23 protein-coding genes are annotated in these 19,232 nt (G+C 54.4%); 13 read left to right on the forward strand and 10 right to left on the reverse strand.

All coding sequences use genetic code 11. From position 1 onward, the window contains the following. Positions 1-218: 218 nt before the first annotated feature. Genes murA through mlaF form a run of 7 tightly spaced genes read right to left on the reverse strand, consistent with a single transcriptional unit; the run spans position 219 to position 4,842 of the window. Positions 219-1,475 (reverse strand): UDP-N-acetylglucosamine 1-carboxyvinyltransferase, encoded by a 1,257-nt coding sequence (gene murA / locus C9J03_RS21920; RefSeq protein ID WP_039464651.1) that lies wholly within the window; start codon positions 1,473-1,475, stop codon positions 219-221. Positions 1,476-1,485: 10 nt separating this feature from the next. Beyond that, the gene (gene ibaG, locus C9J03_RS21925; protein WP_039464654.1) at positions 1,486-1,743 is read right to left on the reverse strand and encodes a BolA family iron metabolism protein IbaG; all 258 of its coding nucleotides are present in this window, start codon (positions 1,741-1,743) and stop codon (positions 1,486-1,488) included. Between the two features lie 20 nt (positions 1,744-1,763). Then, on the reverse strand, positions 1,764-2,075 hold the full coding sequence (locus C9J03_RS21930) for an STAS domain-containing protein (RefSeq protein WP_044622428.1): 312 nt from the start codon (positions 2,073-2,075) through the stop codon (positions 1,764-1,766). Continuing rightward, on the reverse strand, positions 2,068-2,712 hold the full coding sequence (gene mlaC / locus C9J03_RS21935) for a phospholipid-binding protein MlaC (protein WP_044622427.1): 645 nt from the start codon (positions 2,710-2,712) through the stop codon (positions 2,068-2,070). The genes C9J03_RS21930 and mlaC overlap by 8 nt, the downstream gene beginning before the upstream one ends. Positions 2,713-2,724: 12 nt before the next feature. Further along, positions 2,725-3,201 (reverse strand): outer membrane lipid asymmetry maintenance protein MlaD, encoded by a 477-nt coding sequence (gene mlaD / locus C9J03_RS21940; RefSeq protein ID WP_044622426.1) that lies wholly within the window; start codon positions 3,199-3,201, stop codon positions 2,725-2,727. A 37-nt stretch (positions 3,202-3,238) separates the two neighbouring features. Continuing rightward, a complete protein-coding gene (mlaE, locus tag C9J03_RS21945; protein WP_044622425.1) occupies positions 3,239-4,021 on the reverse strand; it encodes a lipid asymmetry maintenance ABC transporter permease subunit MlaE in 783 nt (260 codons plus the stop codon). Beyond that, on the reverse strand, positions 4,018-4,842 hold the full coding sequence (gene mlaF, locus C9J03_RS21950; protein ID WP_044622424.1) for a phospholipid ABC transporter ATP-binding protein MlaF: 825 nt from the start codon (positions 4,840-4,842) through the stop codon (positions 4,018-4,020). Before mlaF ends, mlaE begins: the two co-directional genes overlap by 4 nt. Before the next feature lie 416 nt (positions 4,843-5,258). Between mlaF and C9J03_RS21955 the strand changes: the two genes are divergently transcribed. The 12 genes from C9J03_RS21955 to mgtE all read left to right on the forward strand — a co-directional run bounded on the left by C9J03_RS21955 (position 5,259) and on the right by mgtE (position 14,638). Beyond that, complete coding sequence (locus C9J03_RS21955; protein ID WP_044622423.1) at positions 5,259-6,227, forward strand: calcium/sodium antiporter; 969 nt, start codon at positions 5,259-5,261, stop codon at positions 6,225-6,227. Positions 6,228-6,241: 14 nt separating this feature from the next. Beyond that, positions 6,242-7,213, forward strand: coding sequence for a KpsF/GutQ family sugar-phosphate isomerase (locus C9J03_RS21960; RefSeq protein WP_039464668.1), 972 nt, complete (start codon positions 6,242-6,244; stop codon positions 7,211-7,213). Beyond that, entirely contained in the window at positions 7,213-7,764 is a 552-nt protein-coding gene (gene kdsC, locus C9J03_RS21965; RefSeq protein WP_039464671.1) for a 3-deoxy-manno-octulosonate-8-phosphatase KdsC, read from the forward strand. Before C9J03_RS21960 ends, kdsC begins: the two co-directional genes overlap by 1 nt. Next, complete coding sequence (gene lptC / locus C9J03_RS21970) at positions 7,761-8,318, forward strand: LPS export ABC transporter periplasmic protein LptC (protein WP_039464674.1); 558 nt, start codon at positions 7,761-7,763, stop codon at positions 8,316-8,318. The genes kdsC and lptC overlap by 4 nt, the downstream gene beginning before the upstream one ends. Beyond that, positions 8,305-8,808 (forward strand): lipopolysaccharide transport periplasmic protein LptA, encoded by a 504-nt coding sequence (lptA, locus tag C9J03_RS21975; protein WP_039464676.1) that lies wholly within the window; start codon positions 8,305-8,307, stop codon positions 8,806-8,808. The genes lptC and lptA overlap by 14 nt, the downstream gene beginning before the upstream one ends. 7 nt (positions 8,809-8,815) lie before the next feature. After that, entirely contained in the window at positions 8,816-9,541 is a 726-nt protein-coding gene (gene lptB, locus C9J03_RS21980) for an LPS export ABC transporter ATP-binding protein (RefSeq protein ID WP_039464678.1), read from the forward strand. Positions 9,542-9,650: 109 nt separating this feature from the next. Continuing rightward, the gene (locus C9J03_RS21985) at positions 9,651-11,138 is read left to right on the forward strand and encodes an RNA polymerase factor sigma-54 (RefSeq protein WP_044622422.1); all 1,488 of its coding nucleotides are present in this window, start codon (positions 9,651-9,653) and stop codon (positions 11,136-11,138) included. A gap of 26 nt (positions 11,139-11,164) precedes the next feature. After that, positions 11,165-11,452, forward strand: coding sequence for a ribosome hibernation promoting factor (gene hpf, locus C9J03_RS21990; protein WP_039464684.1), 288 nt, complete (start codon positions 11,165-11,167; stop codon positions 11,450-11,452). 3 nt (positions 11,453-11,455) lie between these two features. After that, positions 11,456-11,905 (forward strand): PTS IIA-like nitrogen regulatory protein PtsN, encoded by a 450-nt coding sequence (gene ptsN, locus C9J03_RS21995; protein ID WP_039464687.1) that lies wholly within the window; start codon positions 11,456-11,458, stop codon positions 11,903-11,905. A gap of 40 nt (positions 11,906-11,945) precedes the next feature. Next, entirely contained in the window at positions 11,946-12,797 is an 852-nt protein-coding gene (gene rapZ, locus C9J03_RS22000; RefSeq protein WP_044622421.1) for an RNase adapter RapZ, read from the forward strand. Beyond that, the gene (locus C9J03_RS22005; protein WP_039464695.1) at positions 12,794-13,069 is read left to right on the forward strand and encodes an HPr family phosphocarrier protein; all 276 of its coding nucleotides are present in this window, start codon (positions 12,794-12,796) and stop codon (positions 13,067-13,069) included. The genes rapZ and C9J03_RS22005 overlap by 4 nt, the downstream gene beginning before the upstream one ends. Positions 13,070-13,279: 210 nt before the next feature. Further along, positions 13,280-14,638, forward strand: a complete 1,359-nt coding sequence (gene mgtE, locus C9J03_RS22010; protein ID WP_039464698.1) for a magnesium transporter — start codon at positions 13,280-13,282, stop codon at positions 14,636-14,638. Positions 14,639-14,779: 141 nt separating this feature from the next. On the opposite strand, the gene pmbA is transcribed toward mgtE, so the two are convergent. Beyond that, positions 14,780-16,123: a metalloprotease PmbA gene (pmbA, locus tag C9J03_RS22015; protein WP_044622420.1), complete on the reverse strand. Its 1,344-nt coding sequence runs from the start codon at positions 16,121-16,123 to the stop codon at positions 14,780-14,782. Between the two features lie 169 nt (positions 16,124-16,292). Here pmbA and yjgA point away from each other — a divergent pair, with 169 nt between their 5' ends. Beyond that, positions 16,293-16,817 carry a ribosome biogenesis factor YjgA gene (yjgA, locus tag C9J03_RS22020; protein WP_039464704.1) on the forward strand — a complete coding sequence of 175 codons (525 nt, stop codon included), beginning with the start codon at positions 16,293-16,295 and terminating at the stop codon, positions 16,815-16,817. Between the two features lie 81 nt (positions 16,818-16,898). Here yjgA and tldD read toward each other — a convergent pair whose 3' ends face one another. Both tldD and C9J03_RS22030 read right to left on the reverse strand, forming a co-directional pair. After that, positions 16,899-18,350, reverse strand: coding sequence for a metalloprotease TldD (tldD, locus tag C9J03_RS22025; protein WP_044622419.1), 1,452 nt, complete (start codon positions 18,348-18,350; stop codon positions 16,899-16,901). Positions 18,351-18,393: 43 nt separating this feature from the next. After that, positions 18,394-19,218: a carbon-nitrogen hydrolase family protein gene (locus C9J03_RS22030; RefSeq protein ID WP_044624360.1), complete on the reverse strand. Its 825-nt coding sequence runs from the start codon at positions 19,216-19,218 to the stop codon at positions 18,394-18,396. Between the last annotated feature and the right edge of the window lie 14 nt (positions 19,219-19,232).

Raw genomic sequence — 19,232 nt, forward strand, 5'->3', positions numbered from 1 at the left:
CGTTTGCTTCCTTCAGATCCCACCTCACGGTGGACACCCTTGCATAGGCTAACGGTTCTCGCTCGACTGAGCCCGTAGAGGACTTTCACCTCCTAGAACAACGCCATGCTCGGCGCACCATAAAAAATCCCCGACATCATGTCGAGGATTTTCTTATCTATGGAGTCAACAGACTCCATAGAACCATAGGGCCGCTTTAACCCCACAGAACCATTATCTTACTCGCTGAAACGCTCGATCTTCATACCAAGGGCGCTGAACTTATCTTCAATGTGCTCGTAACCACGATCGATGTGGTAGATACGATCAACGATAGTTTCGCCTTTGGCAATGCTGCCGGCAATCACCAGGCTGGCAGACGCACGCAGATCGGTTGCCATCACCTGGGCACCACTCAGGCCGTCGGTGTCACCACAGATCACAGTATTGCCTTCGATTTCAGCATGAGCGCCCATACGGATCAGCTCAGGAATGTGCATGAAACGGTTTTCGAAAATCGTCTCGGTGATGATACCTGTGCCCTTGGCAACTAGGTTGAGCAACGAGAACTGGGCCTGCATATCTGTCGGGAAGCCCGGGTGCGGAGCCGTGCGAATATTCACCGCCTTCAATTCACGGCCGGTCATATCCAGGCTGATCCAGTCTTCACCGGTTTCAATCTTGGCTCCGGCTTCTTCCAGCTTGGCCAACGCCGCTTCCAGCAAAGACGGGCGGGTGTGACGACACATGATCTTACCGCCAGAAACCGCAGCCGCTACCAGGAACGTGCCGGTTTCGATGCGATCCGCCACAACTTCATGGTAACCACCACCCAAGCGTTCGACACCCTCGATAGTAATGGTATCGGTACCGGCACCGGTGATCTTGGCACCCAGCGTATTAAGGAAATCCGCGGTATCGACAATTTCCGGCTCGCGGGCCGCATTCTCGATCACGGTAGTGCCTTCCGCCAACGTTGCCGCCGACATAATGGTCACAGTTGCACCAACACTGACCTTGTCCATCACGATGTGGGCACCTTTAAGGCGACCGTCAACCGTCGCTTTAACGTAACCTTCTTCCAGCGTGATTTCTGCGCCGAGCTGCTCAAGGCCGTGGATATGCAAATCCACAGGGCGAGCACCAATTGCACAGCCGCCCGGCAGAGACACCTGTCCCTGTCCAAAACGCGCCACCAGCGGACCCAGCGCCCAGATCGAGGCGCGCATGGTTTTCACCAAGTCATACGGCGCGCAGAACTCATTGACCGGACCGGCATCAACATGGACCGAACCGTTGCGGGATACCTTGGCACCCAGTCGGCTCAGCAGCTCCATCGTGGTATCGATATCGCGTAGCTTTGGTACATTCGCCACTTCTACCGGCTCTTCGGCCAATAGAGCTGCGAACAAAATTGGCAATGCTGCATTCTTAGCACCAGAAATGGAGACTTCGCCACTCAGTGGGCCACCGCCCTGGATTCGAAACTTCTGCATCATTAACCTCTTAAGACAGGGACATCAATTTTTTGTCACGTGCCCACTCTTCAGGCGTGTACGTTTTGATGCTCAGCGCATGAATTTCATTCGCTGCGATCTGCCCCATCAGCGGACCGTAAATAGCCTGCTGCTTCTTAACACGGTTCATACCCTCGAACATGGCACCAACAGCGATCACTTCGTAGTGACTGCCGTCGCCCTTGACAATCACTTCGTCAAGTTCCAAGGCATTTTCCAGAATATTCTTAATTTCAGAGATTTCCACAAGCTATCCTCTTTCGCGACTCACTCGATGCAAGCCGCTAACATTGATTCAACGTGACTCAGACGTAGCAGCGTGACAAGCTGCTCTGGCACATTCAATATTTTCAGCTCAGCCCCATTTTGGCTCAGCTGTTGGTATATGTGCAGCAACATCACCATACCGGCAGAGTCGATCCGCCCGACCGCAGACAGATCCAGCTGCACTTTGCTATCCTTCGGCATCCATTCATGGCGTTGCTGCCAAAAAGCTGGAACTGTGTCACGTTCCAATGCCCCTGACAAGCAGTAAAGCCCATTTTCCTGAGCTTGCCACTCAATCTTTTGCTTAGTCATTGTTTTCTGACTCACGACGGATCGGCTTGGCCGCCAATCGTTTCAGATCCTGCGTCACGGCATCAACCCCCTGGCTGCGCAGCTGGCCGTTCCACTCGCTTTGCTTGGTCGAGATCATACTGACCCCTTCGGCCACCATATCGAACCCCTGCCACTCACCGGTTTTCTTGTTCTTGCGCAATGTGAAGTCCAGGCGGATCGGCGGTCGCTTGGTATCGACAATATCTACCCGAACAGAAATCACACTGCGATCGGCCGGGATCGGCTTTGGCGGCTCGATTTCAATATCCTGATCCGTGTACTGGGTCAGTACCTGGGCGTAGGAAGCAACCAAGTAGTCCGTGAACGCCGCCACAAAGTCATTGCGCTGCTGCGGCGTCGTGCTTTTCAGGTGGGGCCCCAGTACCTTGTAAGCCGCATAGCGGGTATTGATGTAGGGCAGCAGCTCCTGCTGCACCACCCGGCGCAAATGTTCAGGATTCTGCTGGATCACGCCCTGCTCCGACTTCAGCCGGGCAAAAGTCTTCTGTGAAACCTGATCCATCATGGTATAGGGATTGGTCTTGTCGACCACAGCGGCCTGCGCCATCAGCGGCAGGCAGACAACCATCATCATTACATAACGAAACCATTTCATAATCGTGCTCTCTTAATTACTGTCACCGCCGATGCTGTACAGCACCTGGCCAATCATATCTTCCAGTACCAGTGCGGACCGGGTCTCTTCGATCAAGTCACCATCACCGAGCATCTCGATATCCTCATCGATAAACCCCGGAGAGATCCCGAGGTACTGCTCACCTAGCAGTCCTGAGGTCAGAATGGCCGCCGAGCTGGTCTCTGGGAAGTAACCGTATTTCTTCTCGATAGACAGAGTGACCACCGGGACATAGGTCTCGGTATCCAGATTAATATTGGTTATTTTTCCAACCGTGACTCCACCGACCTTGATCGGCGAGCGCACTTTCAAGCCGCCGATATTGTCAAAATGCGCCTTGAGGGTGTATGTCTCCGCGCCACCCAAATTCTGGACATCGGCAACCTTAAAGATCAAGACCAGCAGGGCAGCAAAACCAGCCAATACGAAGCTGCCTACCCACAATTCTAGTTTTTTCGTTTGCTGCATCAGTTTTTTCCTGTTGTATTACCGCGTTGCGGCTGTATCAGTTGCCGAACATCAAGGCGGTGAGGACGAAATCCAGCCCCAGTACTGCCAATGACGAATTCACTACGGTACGTGTCGTTGCACGGCTGATCCCTTCCGAGGTCGGCACCGCATCGTATCCATTGAAGACCGCAATCCATGTGACGGTAATGGCAAACACCACCGACTTGATAATGCTGTTACCAATGTCATAGCCAAGGTCAACCGAAGACTGCATCACCGACCAGAAGCTGCCGTAATCAATCCCTTTCCAGTCAACCCCCACCAACTGGCCTCCCCAAATGCCTACGGCGCAGAACAGCATCGTCAGCAGCGGCATCGAAATAACGCCGGCCCAGAAGCGCGGCGCAATCACCTGGCGCAGGGGATCGACAGCCATCATCTCCATGCTCGACAGCTGCTCGGTGGTTTTCATCAGGCCAATTTCGGCAGTCAGCGCCGAGCCAGCCCGTCCGGCAAACAGCAAAGCGGTCACCACAGGCCCTAGCTCTCGTAACAAAGACAAGGCAACCATCTGGCCAAGACTGGTTTCAGCCCCGAAGTCCACCAGCACAATATAGCCTTGCAGGCTCAGCACCATCCCGATAAACAGGCCGGAGACCAAAATAATCGCTACCGACAGCACGCCAACCGAATACAGCTGACGCAGCAACAACGGGAACATCCTGCCGGGCTGTGGCCGACTGACCAGCGCGCCGTAAAGCACCAGCGTCGCCCGGCCCATGGTCTGGAACATATCCAGTGCCCGCCGGCCCTGACGGGAAACATACTCAGTGATCATGCGTGTTGCTCCTTGCCATCATCCGCAAACAACTCCTGCTCAATGGGCTGGGCGGGGTAGCGGAACGGCACCGGCCCATCGGCGTGGCCATCTATAAACTGACGAATACGCGGATCAGGGTTTGCCAGTAACTCCTCCGGCGTGCCCTGACCGATGACTTGGCTACCGGAAAGTATATAAACATGATCGGCAATACTCATCACCTCGGGCACATCATGGGAAACAATCACCGACGTGATACCGAGCGCCTGATTAAGATCGCGGATCAGTTTTACCAGCACGCCCATGGTGATCGGGTCTTGGCCAACAAAAGGTTCATCATACAAGATGAGCTCAGGATCAAGGGCTATCGCCCTTGCCAGGGCAGCCCGTCGGGCCATCCCCCCAGAGAGTTCGCTCGGCATTAACTGAGCGGCACCGCGCAACCCCACGGCCTCAAGCTTGAGCAAGACCAAAGTACGCAACAAATCGTCCGGTAATTCAGTATGTTCTCGCAGCGGAAACGCAATATTGTCAAATACCGTCATATCCGTGAACAGCGCCCCGGATTGGAACAACATGCTCATTTTCTTACGGGCCTGATACAACTCATTGCGGCCAAGGGCAGGAATATTCCAGTCTTCGAACCAGATCTCACCGCAATCCGGTACAATCTGCCCCCCGATCAGCCGCAACAAGGTGGTCTTACCGATCCCCGACGGCCCCATAATGGCCGTCACTTTGCCCTTGGGCACATCCAGCGAAACATCATCAAAGATTTTTCGCTCACCACGGGAGAAGGTCATATGCCGGATGGATACCAGCGCCTCTGTCTGCTCCATAGTTACCTTATCTGGCAGTCCTGCCTGTCCGATAGCCGGCCTGTTAACATAACAAGCGACATTATATGAATAGAATTAATTAGTTATCTTTATGCCTTTGATGATAGGTAGATTATGCAACCAACTCAAGAGATGAACTGTAAGAAGTCTGTGATTTCTCGGCCCTCACGCTGTCGGCCCATTGCTCTCTTCGATTATGGCCGTTGGCCGGGCTTGGCCCGGTACCTTTTTCACATGACGCCAACATCATAAAAAACCACCGGTATTAATCAATTTCTCACGCCTTTTGCTTTCTTTTTGATGGCCGAACCGTCAAAATTAGTCTCTTAAATTTATCACCCCAATTGGATTGCTGTCCCTCTTACGGCATGCAGCAGTGATCCAATCCAGCACATTTATACAAAAAAGGGATAACAATGCTCGAAGCCATCGTGTTTCTCTGTATCGGCCTGACTTTACTGGTATGGAGCGCAGATCGACTTGTTTATGGCGCTGCGGCGCTTGCGAAAAATCTTGGGGTCACCCCGCTGGTCATCGGTATGACCATCCTTGCCATGGGCTCTTCTGCCCCCGAAATGATGGTATCGGCGACGGCGGCCCTGGACGGCAAGACAGACACCGCGGTCGGAAATGTGCTGGGCTCGAACATTGCCAATATTGCCCTGATCCTCGGTATTACCGCGCTGATAAAGCCATTATCTATCAGTTCGGATATTATCCGCCGCGAACTGCCACTGATGATGGGAGTGACACTGATTGCCGGAGTACTGCTGTGGGACAGCCACCTTGGATTCCTGGAAGGGGTCCTGCTGGTGGTGCTGTTTGTGGCCTTCTTGCTCGCGATGCTGAAAATCAGCCGCAATGCCAAAGCGACCGGCGGCGACCCGCTGGTTGAAGAGCAGGAGTCCGAAATCCCTGACGGCGTCAGCAACCCGAAAGCCGTTATGTGGACCTTGGTGGGCTTGGTACTGCTGCCTTATGCGGCCAGCATGCTGGTTGATTCTGCCGTGACCATCGCAAAGTACTTCGGCATGAGCGATCTGGTGATCGGCCTGACGATTATCGCCATCGGTACCAGCCTGCCGGAGCTGGCGGCCTCGATTGCCAGCCTGTTCAAAGGCGAAGATGACATGGCCGTCGGCAACATTATCGGCTCCAACGTCTTCAATATCCTGGCCGTCATGGGGATCCCCGGCCTGCTTAACCCATCAACCCTGAGCCCGTTGGCAATGGGCCGCGACTACTACGTGATGTTGGGCGTATCCATCATGCTGGTTCTAATGGCGCTTGGAAAACGTCGCCGAATCAACCGCGTAGAAGGCTTCATCCTGCTGGCGACCTTTATCGCCTATCAAGGTTATCTGTTTTATAATCTAGCGGCCTAACGGAGAGGAATATTATGTCTACAGCGTTTGATTATTGCGAAATCGGCCGTAAAGTTATTGAAATTGAAGCAGAAGCACTAAAAGGACTGACCCATTTTATCAATGGCAGTTTTACCCAGGCCTGCCAGCTTATCAATGAGTGCCACGGCAAGGTCATCATCATGGGGATGGGAAAATCGGGCCACATTGGCAATAAGATAGCCGCGACCCTGGCCAGTACCGGAACCCCGGCCTTTTTCGTCCACCCCGGCGAAGCCAGCCACGGCGACCTGGGCATGATTGAAAAGGGCGATGTGGTGCTTGCGATCTCCAATTCCGGCGAGGCCTCGGAAATCCTGACCCTGCTGCCGGTGATCAAGCGCTTGGGCATTCCGCTGATCAGCATGACCGGCAAGCCGGAATCAAGCATGGCGAAACTGTCGCAGATCCACTTGCAGATCACCGTCAACCAAGAAGCCTGTCCGCTGAACCTGGCACCAACATCCAGCACCACCGCCACCCTGGCGATGGGCGATGCCCTGGCGATCGCACTGATGGAAGCCCGCGGCTTTACCGCGGATGACTTCGCCCTCTCCCACCCGGGCGGTGCATTGGGCCGTAAGCTACTGCTCCGCATCAGCGACATCATGCACACTGGCGACCGCCTGCCGGTCGTAGGCGAGCAGGCACTCATCAAGGACGCCCTGCTGGAAGTCTCTCGCAAAGGCTTGGGAATGACGGCTATCATTGATAATGATCAGCAACTGCTTGGTATCTTTACCGATGGTGATCTCCGCCGCCTGCTGGATAACCATGTTGATATCCACACCACGAGCATTGGCGAGGTGATGACCCGTAACCCGGCAACCATCAGTGCTGACGTGCTGGCCGCTGAAGGCCTGAAATTAATGGAAGATCGCAAAATCAGCGGGCTTCTGGTCACCGACAACGGCATGCTGGTCGGTGCACTCAACATGCACGATCTACTGAAAGCGGGAGTAATGTAATGCAAATCGAGACCCTCTACGGCCCTGTCAGCCAAGCCGTATTTTCCCGCGCCCGTACCATCCAGCTGCTGATCTGTGATGTCGACGGCGTCTTTTCCGACGGCCGTATCTACATGGGTAACGACGGCGAGGAGTTGAAAACCTTCCATACCCGTGACGGTTACGGGATCAAGTCCCTGATGGCTGCGGGGGTCGACGTCGCAATCATCACCGGCCGCAAGTCAGCCATTGTCGAAAACCGCATGGCCGCACTGGGTATCAAGCATGTCTATCAAGGGCAGGACAACAAACTGGCCGCCTACCAAGATATCCTTGCCAATCTTGGCATTTCACCAGAGCACACCGCCTATATCGGCGATGATCTGATTGACTGGCCGGTAATGGAAAAAATTGGCCTGTCCGTCTGTGTCGCCGACGGCCACCCGCTGCTGGCCCAACGCGCGGACTTTGTCACCCGCATCCAGGGCGGGTACGGTGCAGTGCGCGAAGTCTGTGATCTGATCCTTGAAGCCCGTGGAGAATTAGACAAACATAAAGGCTTAAGTATATGACCTTACAGCGGCTACTCTATGCACTGCTAATTGCTATCTGTGCATGGACAGGCTATTACCTGCTGGAAAAGCACTGGGCGGACGATGTCCAGATCGCACCGGACGCCGAAAAACCGATCTTTACCGGTAAGTCGGTGATCAATACGGCCTACAATGAATCGGGACAGCGCAGCTACCAGATCGATGCGGCGCATCTCGAGCATTTTAGCCAGAGCGGCAACACCGACTTTGTCGAACCGGTCTTGTGGGTATACAAAAACGGCAGTGAAACCGAATGGCGGATCAGCTCCAATGAAGCACGGCTGGATAAAAACCATATCCTGCAAATGACCGGCAATGTCCGTATCTTCAACCTGCTGCCCGAGTCTGCCGTTCGCGTCATTCAAACCGATACCCTGCGCCTGAACTTGGTCAGCAAAGACTTCGACACACCGGATCATGTCATTATTACCGGTGATGCTTTCCAAAACGAAGGGACAGGCATGAAAGGCAACATGGACCGTAACATCGCCACCTTATTGAATAATGTAAAAGGTAGATATGAAGCGCTATAAATTAACGACCCTGCTCTGCCTGTGCCTGAGCACCGCCAGCTGGGCACTGAGTAATGACACCGAGCAGCCTATCTATATCGACTCAGACAACCAGGAGTTGGATATTCAGCAGAATATCGTGACCTTCACCGGCAACGTCATCCTGCGCCAAGGCAGCATCGACATCCGAGCCGATAAAGTCGTGGTCACCCGCCCAGGCGGCCAGGAAGGCAGAGAGACCATTGATGCCTATGGCAACCCGGCGACATTCCACCAGATCATGGACGACGGCAAGCCAATCGACGGCTCAGCCAAGAAAATGCGCTATGAAACGGCTACCGAGTTCCTCAAGATGACCGAGGACGCCGTGCTGGTTCAGGAAGGCAGCGAAATCAAAGGTAACGTGATCAGCTACCGCATCGACCAGCAGAAACTGGTTGCCGAAAGCGGCAAGAAGCAGCGCGTCACCACGATCCTCCAGCCTAACCAGCTGAACAACGACAAGAAGTAACCACGCTATGGCAATCTTAAAAGCACAACACCTGGCCAAGAGCTATAACGGCCGCAAAGTGGTTTCTGATGTCAGCCTGCAGGTTGAGTCGGGCAAAATCGTCGGCTTGCTGGGCCCTAACGGTGCCGGCAAGACAACCTCTTTCTACATGATTGTCGGCCTAGTCGCCCGTGATGAAGGTACCATCACCATCGATGACACCGATATCAGCCTTCAGCCGATGCACAACCGCTCGCGCATGGGGATCGGCTACCTGCCGCAGGAAGCATCGATTTTCCGCAAGCTTTCCGTCCACGATAACCTGATGGCCGTGCTGCAGACCCGCAAAGAGCTGTCCCGGCTTGAACGCCAGGAAAAACTGGAAGAATTGTTGGATGAATTCAACATACAGCACATTCGTAACAGCTTAGGTATGGCACTATCGGGGGGGGAAAGACGCCGAGTAGAAATTGCCCGGGCACTGGCCGCCAACCCGAAATTCATCCTGTTGGATGAGCCTTTTGCGGGCGTTGACCCTATATCCGTGATCGATATCAAGAAAATCATTGAACATTTGCGCGATCGTGGGCTGGGCGTACTGATCACCGATCATAATGTAAGGGAAACGCTGGATGTATGTGAGCAAGCCTACATCGTCAGTCAAGGGCATCTGATTGCCCATGGTACGCCAACAGAAGTGCTCAATGATGAACATGTAAAACGAGTCTATCTGGGTGACCAGTTCCGTCTATAGTTAATTTATAGATACGTCATGGAAGCCAATATGGCAGCAGAGGATTCGGACGACATTTTGGGTATTAGGCAGCAAAAAACAGCGATAAAAATAAGGTACATACAATAATATGAAAACCTCGCTCCAGCTTAAACTTGGTCAACAATTGGCAATGACGCCACAGCTACAGCAAGCGATTCGCTTGTTGCAGCTATCTACCCTGGATTTGCAACAGGAAATCCAAGAGGCACTGGATGCAAACCCATTACTCGAGCTGGAAGATGCCACCCAAGACGCAGCCAATGGCGCAGAAGACGGTACCGCAGTAGCCGAGACAACTGACAGCAGCAGTGATGATGGCCTGTCAGAGGCGAGCGACAGTGACGCGTTTGATACATCTGACGTGATTGAGCAGCAAGAAATGCCGGAAGACCTCCCAGTGGACACTACCTGGGACGATGTCTACAGCGCCAGCACCGGCAACACCGGTATTGCGTTGGATGACGACATGCCGGTGTACCAGGGGGAAACCACCGAAAGCCTGCAAGACTACCTGATGTGGCAGGTCGAGTTGACCCCGTTCAGCGAGACCGACCGCACCATCGCAACCGCCATCATTGATGCCATCGACGAGAAAGGCTATCTCACCTGCTCGGCCGAAGAGATTCTCGACAGCCTGGGGGATGACGAAGTCGAGCTCGACGAAGTCGAAGCCGTCCTCAAACGGGTGCAGCAATTTGACCCGCTCGGTGTTGCATCGCGTAACCTGCAGGAATGCCTGATGCTGCAGCTGGCGACATTCCAGCCGGACACCCCTTGGCTCGCCGAAGCCCGGATGCTGCTGACTGATTATATCGATCTGCTTGCCAACCGCGACTACCGCCAGCTGATGCGCGACACCAAGCTTAAAGAGCCTGAGCTCAAGCAAGTCATGCAACTGATCCATGGTTTGGACCCGCGCCCGGGCAACCGGGTCATGGCTTCCGAGACCGAATATGTCGTGCCGGACGTCTCTGTCTTCAAGGATCACGGCAAGTGGGTGGTCACGATCAATCCAGACAGCGTGCCGCGGATCCGAGTCAATGAGCAATATGCCGCGCTAAGCAAAAATACCCGCAACTCGGCCGACAGCCAGTTCATCCGTACCCATTTACAAGATGCCAAGTGGCTGATCAAGAGCTTAGAGAGCCGCAACGAAACTTTACTGAAAGTCGCCCGCTGTATTGTCGAGCACCAACAGGACTTCTTTGAATATGGCGAGGAAGCCATGAAGCCGATGGTGCTAAACGACATCGCCCTGGCGGTCGATATGCATGAATCGACTATCTCCCGCGTGACAACGCAAAAGTACATGCACACACCGCGCGGGATTTTTGAACTGAAATACTTCTTCTCCAGTCACGTCAGCACCGATAACGGTGGCGAGTGTTCATCCACCGCTATCCGGGCCCTGGTGAAAAAGCTGGTTGCCGCCGAAAACCAGGCCAAACCGCTGAGTGACAGCAAAATCGCGACATTACTGGCGGAACAAGGGATCATGGTGGCAAGACGGACCATTGCCAAATACCGTGAATCACTGGGTATTCCGCCGTCCAATCAGAGAAAACGTCTGCTCTAACAGACGCAACAAGAAGGAAGATGTCTATGCAAATCAATCTCACTGGCCACCATGTTGAAATCACCCCATCCATGCGTGAGTACGTGGAGACGAAGTTCAATAAGCTAGAGCGGTTTTTCGATAAAATCAATAATGTCCATGTCATCCTAAACGTTGAAAAACTGCAGCAAGTTGCTGAAGCAACTCTGCACATTAACGCTGGAGAAATCCACGCAAAAGCGGATTCTGAAAATATGTATGCCGCTATTGATGCATTAACTGATAAACTGGTGCGTCAACTTAACAAACACAAAGATAAGCTCAACAGCCACTGAATCATGCAACTGAGTAATGTATTGAGCCTGGACTGCACGAAAAGTGCAGTCCCTTGCTCCAGTAAGAAACGTGCCTTGGAAATCATCAGCGAAGTCGCTGCCAAGCACCTTGACCAAAATCCGCAGCCGCTGTTCGAGTGCATGCTCAACCGTGAGAAAATGGGCAGTACCGGGATCGGTAACGGCATCGCTATTCCTCACGGCCGGATCAGCAGCAGCGACCACGCCATTGCCGTTTTGATCCAGTGCCAGGATCCTATCCAGTTTGATGCCATCGACAACCAACCGGTCGATCTTCTCTTTGCCTTGCTGGTGCCCGATGAACAGTGCCAAGAGCACCTCAAAACCTTATCGAGCATGGCTGAAAAGCTCAGCAACAAACAGGTTTGTAAGCAGCTACGCACTGCAAAAAGTGACGAAGAGCTTTATCAAATACTTACCTGTGATTCATAATGACCTCCACACCCTCTCTGAATGTTAAGGACTGCCAGTCATGATGCTAATGGTCGTAAGCGGACGCTCGGGTTCAGGTAAATCCATTGCCCTGCGGGTATTGGAGGATCTAGGCTATTACTGTGTTGATAACCTACCGGTCAACCTGCTCCCCCAATTCATCAAGACCCAGCAGGGAAACCAGCAAAATATCGCCGTCAGTATCGATGTGCGTAACATGCCGGAAGATCCCGAGGAGATCAGCCACACCCTGGATACCCTCGGTGACGACGTCGATGTCAATGTGATCTACCTGGATGCCGACGACAAAACCCTGGTCAAACGCTATAGCGAAACCCGACGCCTGCATCCGCTTTCCCGCCATGGCATGACCCTCGAACAAGCGATACTGTCAGAAAGCACCCAGCTCTCCAGCCTTAAGGCCCGGGCCGATCTGGTCATCGATACCACCACCAAGTCCATTCACGATCTGAGTGAGACCGTTCGCTCCCGGGTACTCGGCCGCGACTCGCGCGAGCTGATCATGGTGTTCGAGTCCTTCGGCTTCAAGCACGGCCTGCCGAACGATGCCGACTACGTGTTTGATGTCCGCTTCCTGCCCAATCCACACTGGATTCCGGAACTCAAGCCATTGACCGGCTTGGATCAGGAAGTCAAAGACTACCTCGCGGGCCATGCCGAGGTCAGCCAGCTGATCTACCAAATTCGTAACTTCATCGAAACCTGGCTACCAATGCTGGAGAAGAACAACCGCAGCTACCTAACCGTGGCCATTGGCTGTACCGGCGGCCAGCACCGCTCGGTCTACATTACCCAGCAGTTGGCCGAGTACTTCCGCTACGAAGGGCACCAGGTCCAGGTGAGACACCGCACGCTGGAAAGCAAATCATGACCGTGTTCTCGCGTGAGCTGTTTATCAAAAACCGCCTGGGCCTGCATGCCCGGGCAGCGATCAAATTGGTTGAGCTAGCACAAAGTTTCGAGTCCATTATCACCATCAGCAACGGTGAAAAAAGCGCAACAGCAGACAGTGTCATGGGGCTATTGATGCTCGAGTCAGCCCAAGGACAACAGGTGCAGGTCTGCGCCGACGGTAACGATGCCGAGCAAGCCATCAATGCGGTCAGCGACCTGATCGAAGCCGGCTTTGACGAAGAAAGCTAACTTCTGAAGCGGCCTTGCCCCTGCCCGTGCGCCAGCGGGCAGACAATTCCATCAATAATTCATCATTCCTCTCACATCTGGTGAGACAACACCCCAACGATTGCGTTAAAATTCAATTTATTGCGCTGTTATACCATCCAGTCATCCACCACGAATAATCCGGATTCACTGAGGTATTTCGCATCTGAGTCATTTGGGGTACTGCAAACAATGGCCGATGTCATCGATCAAGATCAAACTCATCAAACGCTGCAAGAAGTCAACCAGGCGCTTGAAAACGGCATGTTTGTCCATGTCCGCCGTATGCTCCAGGATATGGAGCCGGAAGATATTGCCCACTTACTAGAGGCCTCTCCACCCAAAGAGCGCCAGGTGCTATGGCAACTGACCGATCCCGAAGAGCAAGGCGAGATCCTCGACGAGCTGTCGGAAGACGTCAAAGACGGCATTGTGGCCCAGATGGCACCGGATAAACTGGCAGCCGTTACCGAAGGCATGGAGACCGATGATGTCGCCTACGTCCTGCGTAGCCTGCCAGACAGCAAGTACCAAGAAGTGCTGGCCCAGATGGATGCCACCGATCGGCACCGGGTCGAAAAGGCGCTGGCCTATCCGGAAGAAACCGCTGGCGGGATCATGAGCACCGACTTCATCACCATCCGCGGTGATGTGACTGCCGACGTGGTACTGCGCTACCTGCGCATGAAAGGCGAGCTACCGGAAGCCACTGATGCCTTGTACGTGGTCGATCAGAACGAAATGCTGATCGGCCACCTGTCTCTCGCCACCCTGATCACCACCCAGCCGGATACCGAAATCCATGATGTGATGGACGATGCCGACGAGGCTATCCCGGTCGATATGGATGACGGTGAAGTGGCCAACCTGTTCGAACGCCGTAACTGGCTGTCGGCCCCTGTCGTCGATGCCGACAACCAGCTCGTCGGCCGTATCACCATCGATGACGTGGTTGATATTATCCGTGAAGAGGCCGAGCACTCAATGATGAGTATGGCCGGTATGGATGACGACGAGGACACCTTTGCGCCAGTGGTCAAATCGGCCAAGCGGCGCAGTATCTGGCTCGGCGTCAACGTGCTGGCTGCACTGGCGGCCGCATCGGTTTCCAACCTGTTCGAAGACACACTTGAGCAGATGGCCGCGATTGCCATCCTGATGACCATCGTTCCCTCGATGGGTGGTGTCGCCGGTAACCAGACCGTCGCCCTGGTGATCCGCGGTTTGGCCGTAGGCCATATCGGGGACACCAACACCCGTTGGCTACTAAGCAAGGAAGCCCGCGTCGGTCTGCTCAACGGTATCCTCTGGGCCGCCATCATTGGTGGCGTGGTCGTACTGTGGAAAGGCAACCTGCTGCTCGGTGCCATTATCGCCGGAGCCATGCTGACCAACCTGCTGGTCGCCGGTATTGCCGGGGTGTGTATTCCGATCCTGCTCAAGAAAATGGACATCGACCCGGCTCTGGCGGGCGGGATGGCCCTGACCACCATCACCGATATCGTCGGCCTGTCGGTGTTCCTCGGCTTAGCGACCCTCTTTCTTGTCTAAACAGTTTCTGTAGCGGTTAAGTCCAAAAGACACACATAAAAAAGCGAGAGCAGCAATGCTCTCGCTTTTCTGTATCTGGTCATCGGCTATAGGCCAGAGGCTCTAGGTTGGCGCTCTTGCCCATAGCCACATACCGTGGGCCTATTCGCCCGCTATCTTCATACTATCAAGCAGCATCGAGCCGGTCTGGATCTGGCTGCGGGTCTCGGTGTCGGTGCCGAGCGCCACGATGTTCTGCATCATGTCCTTGAGGTTACCGGCAATGGTGATTTCGCTGACCGGGTACTGGATTTCGCCGTTTTCGACCCAGAAACCGGCCGCGCCACGGGAGTAGTCCCCGGTGACGATGTTGACGCCCTGCCCCATGAGCTCGGTTACCAACAGGCCACGGTCCATCTTCTTGAGCATCTGCTCGAAGCTTTCGCCAGTCGAGTTAACCAGCCAGTTATGGATCCCTCCGGCATGGCCGGTTGGCTGGCGGCCCAGTTTACGAGCCGCATAGCTGGTCATCAGGTAGGTTTGCAGTCGGCCGTCCTGGATGATCTCCAAATCTCGAGTGGCCAGCCCTTCGCTATCGAATGGCGTACTGGCCATGCCGCGCAGGATATGGGGGCGCTCGCTGATGTTGAGCCACTCAGGGAAGATCTGCTCACCCAGCTTATCAAGCAGGAAAGACGACTTGCGGTACAGGTTCGAGCCGCTGATCCCCATCACCAAGTGACCGAATAGACCAGTGGCGATATCGGCCGCAAACATCACCGGGGCTTCACGGGTTGACAGCTTCTGCGGATCGACCCGGCCAGCAGTGCGTTCGGCCGCGTGCTGGCCGACCTTCTCCGGCGTCCACAAATCGCAAACTCGGCGCGCAGTGGTATAGCTGTAATCCCGCTCCATCTCACCGTTCTTGCCTTCGGCGATTACGCAGCAACTGGTGCTGTGGCGGCTCGAGGCATAGCTGGCCAGCATACCGTGGCTGTTACCGTAAACGCGGATACCGTAGTGGCTATCGTAGCTGGCACCGTCACTCTGCTTGATCCTAGGGTCAAACTCCAGCGCGGCCTGCTCGGCTCGGGCAGCGATCTCTGCCGCATGATCCGGCTCCGGCTCATCCGGATGGAACAGATCCAAATCAGGAATATCCTTAGCCATCAGCTCCGCCGGGCCTGGACCGGCATACGGGTCTTCGGAAGTATAACGGGCGATATCCAGTGCTGCGGCAACCGTCTGGGCAATGGCCTGCTCGCTCAAATCGGAGGTCGACGCACTCCCTTTGCGCTGGCCACGGTATACGGTGATCCCAAGGGCTCCGTCGCTGTTGAACTCAACGTTCTCAACGTCACACATCCGGGTCGATACGCTGATCCCTGTGGTTTTATTAATGGCAACTTCCGCTGCATCCGCTTGCTGGCCAGCTAATTCTAGTGCCTTGGCCACAGCGGCTTCTAATTCCACACGCTGCTGAGCAACCTGTTCTCTCACGTCCATACTTATCGTCTCGAAAATGGCCCTTCCCTCAGGAGTGCCTGTCGGCTTGAAGGGTAAGCCAATGAAATTGGTATTACTATTAGGATAACACTGCCTCGGTGGAATTTGCGCCCCAAATCGCGATTTAACTGGTAAAATAAAACCCAAATGCAAAAGTCATGAGCCAGTTATGAGCCGTAAAAACCAAAAAGCCCCATGGGAACCGGAAGAAGAAATCATCTGGGTTAGTAAATCCGAGATGAAACGCGACATGGAAGCCCTGCAAAAGTTAGGTGAACAGCTTGTTGACCTAAAACCCAATGCTCTCGCAAAGATACCTCTCGATGAAGAGATGCTGGAAGCGATCAAAGACGCCCAGCGCTTTAGCAAAGAAGCGCGCCGCCGTCAGCTGCAGCGCATCGGTAAGCTAATGCGCCAGGTCGACGTCGAGCCAATTCAGGCCGCGCTAGATAAGCTGAACAACAAGCACAACCAAGCCACTGCCGAGCTGAAGAAGCTGGAGCAAAAACGCGAGAAGCTAATCGAAAACGGCGACAGCATGATCAATGCCATTATGGTTGATCACCCTGACGCTGACCGCCAGCGCCTGCGCCAGCTGGTTCGCCAGGCCAACAAAGAAAAGGCCCAGAACAAGCCAGCCAAAGCCTACCGCGAAATCTTCCAGTACCTCAAAGAGCTGTACCTGGAAGACTAAAACCAGACACCCCATTTTATGCTTGGGGCAAGGGGATAACAAAGTGACAGATAAAAAAGCCAGCTGACGCTGGCTTTTCTTTTACTGGGTGCCGCCGACGGTCATCGACTCGATTTTCAAGGTCGGCTGGCCAACACCAACCGGGACACTCTGGCCGGCTTTGCCGCACACACCGACACCACGGTCGATGTCCAGGTCATTACCGACCATCGATACCTGCTGCATTGCCTCGATACCGCTGCCAATTAAGGTTGCACCTTTGATGGGACGGGTGATCTTGCCGTTTTCAATCAAGTAAGCTTCCGATGCCGAGAACACAAACTTACCAGAGGTGATATCGACCTGACCACCACCGAAGTTCGGCGCATAAACACCTTGCTTAACGCTGGCAATGATCTCTTCCGGCGAATGCTCTCCCGGCAGCATATAGGTATTGGTCATGCGCGGCATCGGCAAGTGGGCATAGGACTCACGGCGGCCGTTACCTGTTGGTGCTACGCCCATCAAGCGCGCATTGAGCTTATCCTGCATATACCCCTTGAGCTTGCCCCCCTCGACCAGCACGTTGTACTGACCCGGAGTCCCTTCATCATCAATATTGAGCGAGCCTCGGCGATCCTTGAGGGTGCCGTCATCGACAATGGTACACAAGCTGGAGGTCACCTGCTGCCCCAGTTGGCCCGAGAACATCGACGAGCCCTTGCGGTTGAAGTCGCCTTCCAGGCCATGGCCCACGGCTTCGTGCAGCAAAACACCTGGCCAGCCGGCCCCCAGCACGACCGGCATGGCGCCAGCCGGTGCCTCATCGGCATCAATATTGATCAGCGCCTGACGAATTGCCTCGTCGGCATAATTCAGGGCGACGGATTTACCGTTGCCTTCCTCGGTCCGGAAATATTCGTAACCATAGCGGCCGCCACCACCGGCACTGCCGTGCTCGCGCTTGTCACCTTTTTCGATCAGCACACTGATAGAAAGGCGAACCAGCGGGCGGATATCTGCCGCATAAGTGCCGTCCAGAGCGGCAACCAGCACCTGCTCATAGACACCATTGATGCTCACCGAGACTTCCTTAACCAGCGGCTCTTTGGTGCGGATATAGCGGTCGATTTCCTCCAGCAGGGCGATCTTCTGGTGCTTGTCGAAGCTGTCCAGCGGATTAACCGGTGCATAGATCCCTTGCCCGCCGATCGCAGGTGCGAACGCCTTAACCTTGCCGTTGCCACCGCTGCGAGTGATCCCCCGGGCCGCCTTGGCAGATTGCTGCAAGGCGAGCTGGTTGATTTGATCAGAATAAGCGAAGCCTGTCTTCTCGCCAGACACCGCCCTGACACCAACACCACGGTCAATGTTAAAAGAGCCATCCTTAATGATGCTGTCTTCAAGCACCAGAGACTCATGCCAGCATGACTGGAAATAGATGTCGGCATAATCCACATCGCGTGCCGCCACTAGCCCCAGTACCTGATTTAGCTCTTCACGTCCTAACCCTGACTGGGCCAGCATTGTGTTTTCTACAGTTTCCAGCGTCATTTAATTTGCTCTTATATTCATTGCCAGCCGGCCCCTCTGCCGGTCAGCCTTCACGTTGCTGAACACTAAATCTTGCGTGATCAACAAGTGGCATGTTTGTTCTGATCGCCTTGCTCAAATCAAGGTCGACATCGGCCACCATCACCCCGGTGCCCTGTTGCTGGCAAGCAACAACCTGCCCCCAGGGATCGACAATCATCGAATGGCCCCAGGTCTCCCGCTGCTCATTGTGCTCTCCCCACTGTGCGGCAGCAACCATCCAACACTGGGTTTCCACCGCGCGGGCACGCAGCAGCAACTCCCAGTGCGCCTTACCGGTCACTTTGGTAAAAGCAGCAGGAACCACAATAATGTCTGCACCCTGCTCACGCAACGCAGCATAAAGTTGCGGGAACCTGACATCATAGCAGATAGATAAACCAATGTTGCCAAATGGCGTGGAGATCACCTTGGTTTCGCGACCGGCGCGGAAGGTGTCAGATTCACGATAGCTGTGATGGGCATCATCAATTTCCACATCAAACATATGCAGCTTATCGTAATGGCCCTGAAGCTGGCCCTGATCATCGAACAGCAAGGCGGTAGTGGTAATCGCTCCATCAAGCTGACGGATAGGCATCGAGCCAATCAATACCCAGATCCCCAATTGCCGGGCCAAAGCAGCCACCTCGGCCTGCATCGGGCCCTCACCCAGCGGCTCAGCATGGGCAAGGTAATCCTCGCGGGAGCCAAATACCAGGCAGTTTTCCGGTGTGACAACCAGTTTGGCCCCCTGCAGCTGCAGCCCCTTAAGTTTCAGCTTCAGGTGTTTGAGGTTGGTTTGAGGATCCGCGCCCGAAGTCATTTGTACAATACCGAATTTAGCCATCTGCATTCTCCCTT

It is taken from the genome of Photobacterium gaetbulicola (assembly GCF_003025515.1).
Lineage (GTDB): Bacteria > Pseudomonadota > Gammaproteobacteria > Enterobacterales > Vibrionaceae > Photobacterium > Photobacterium gaetbulicola.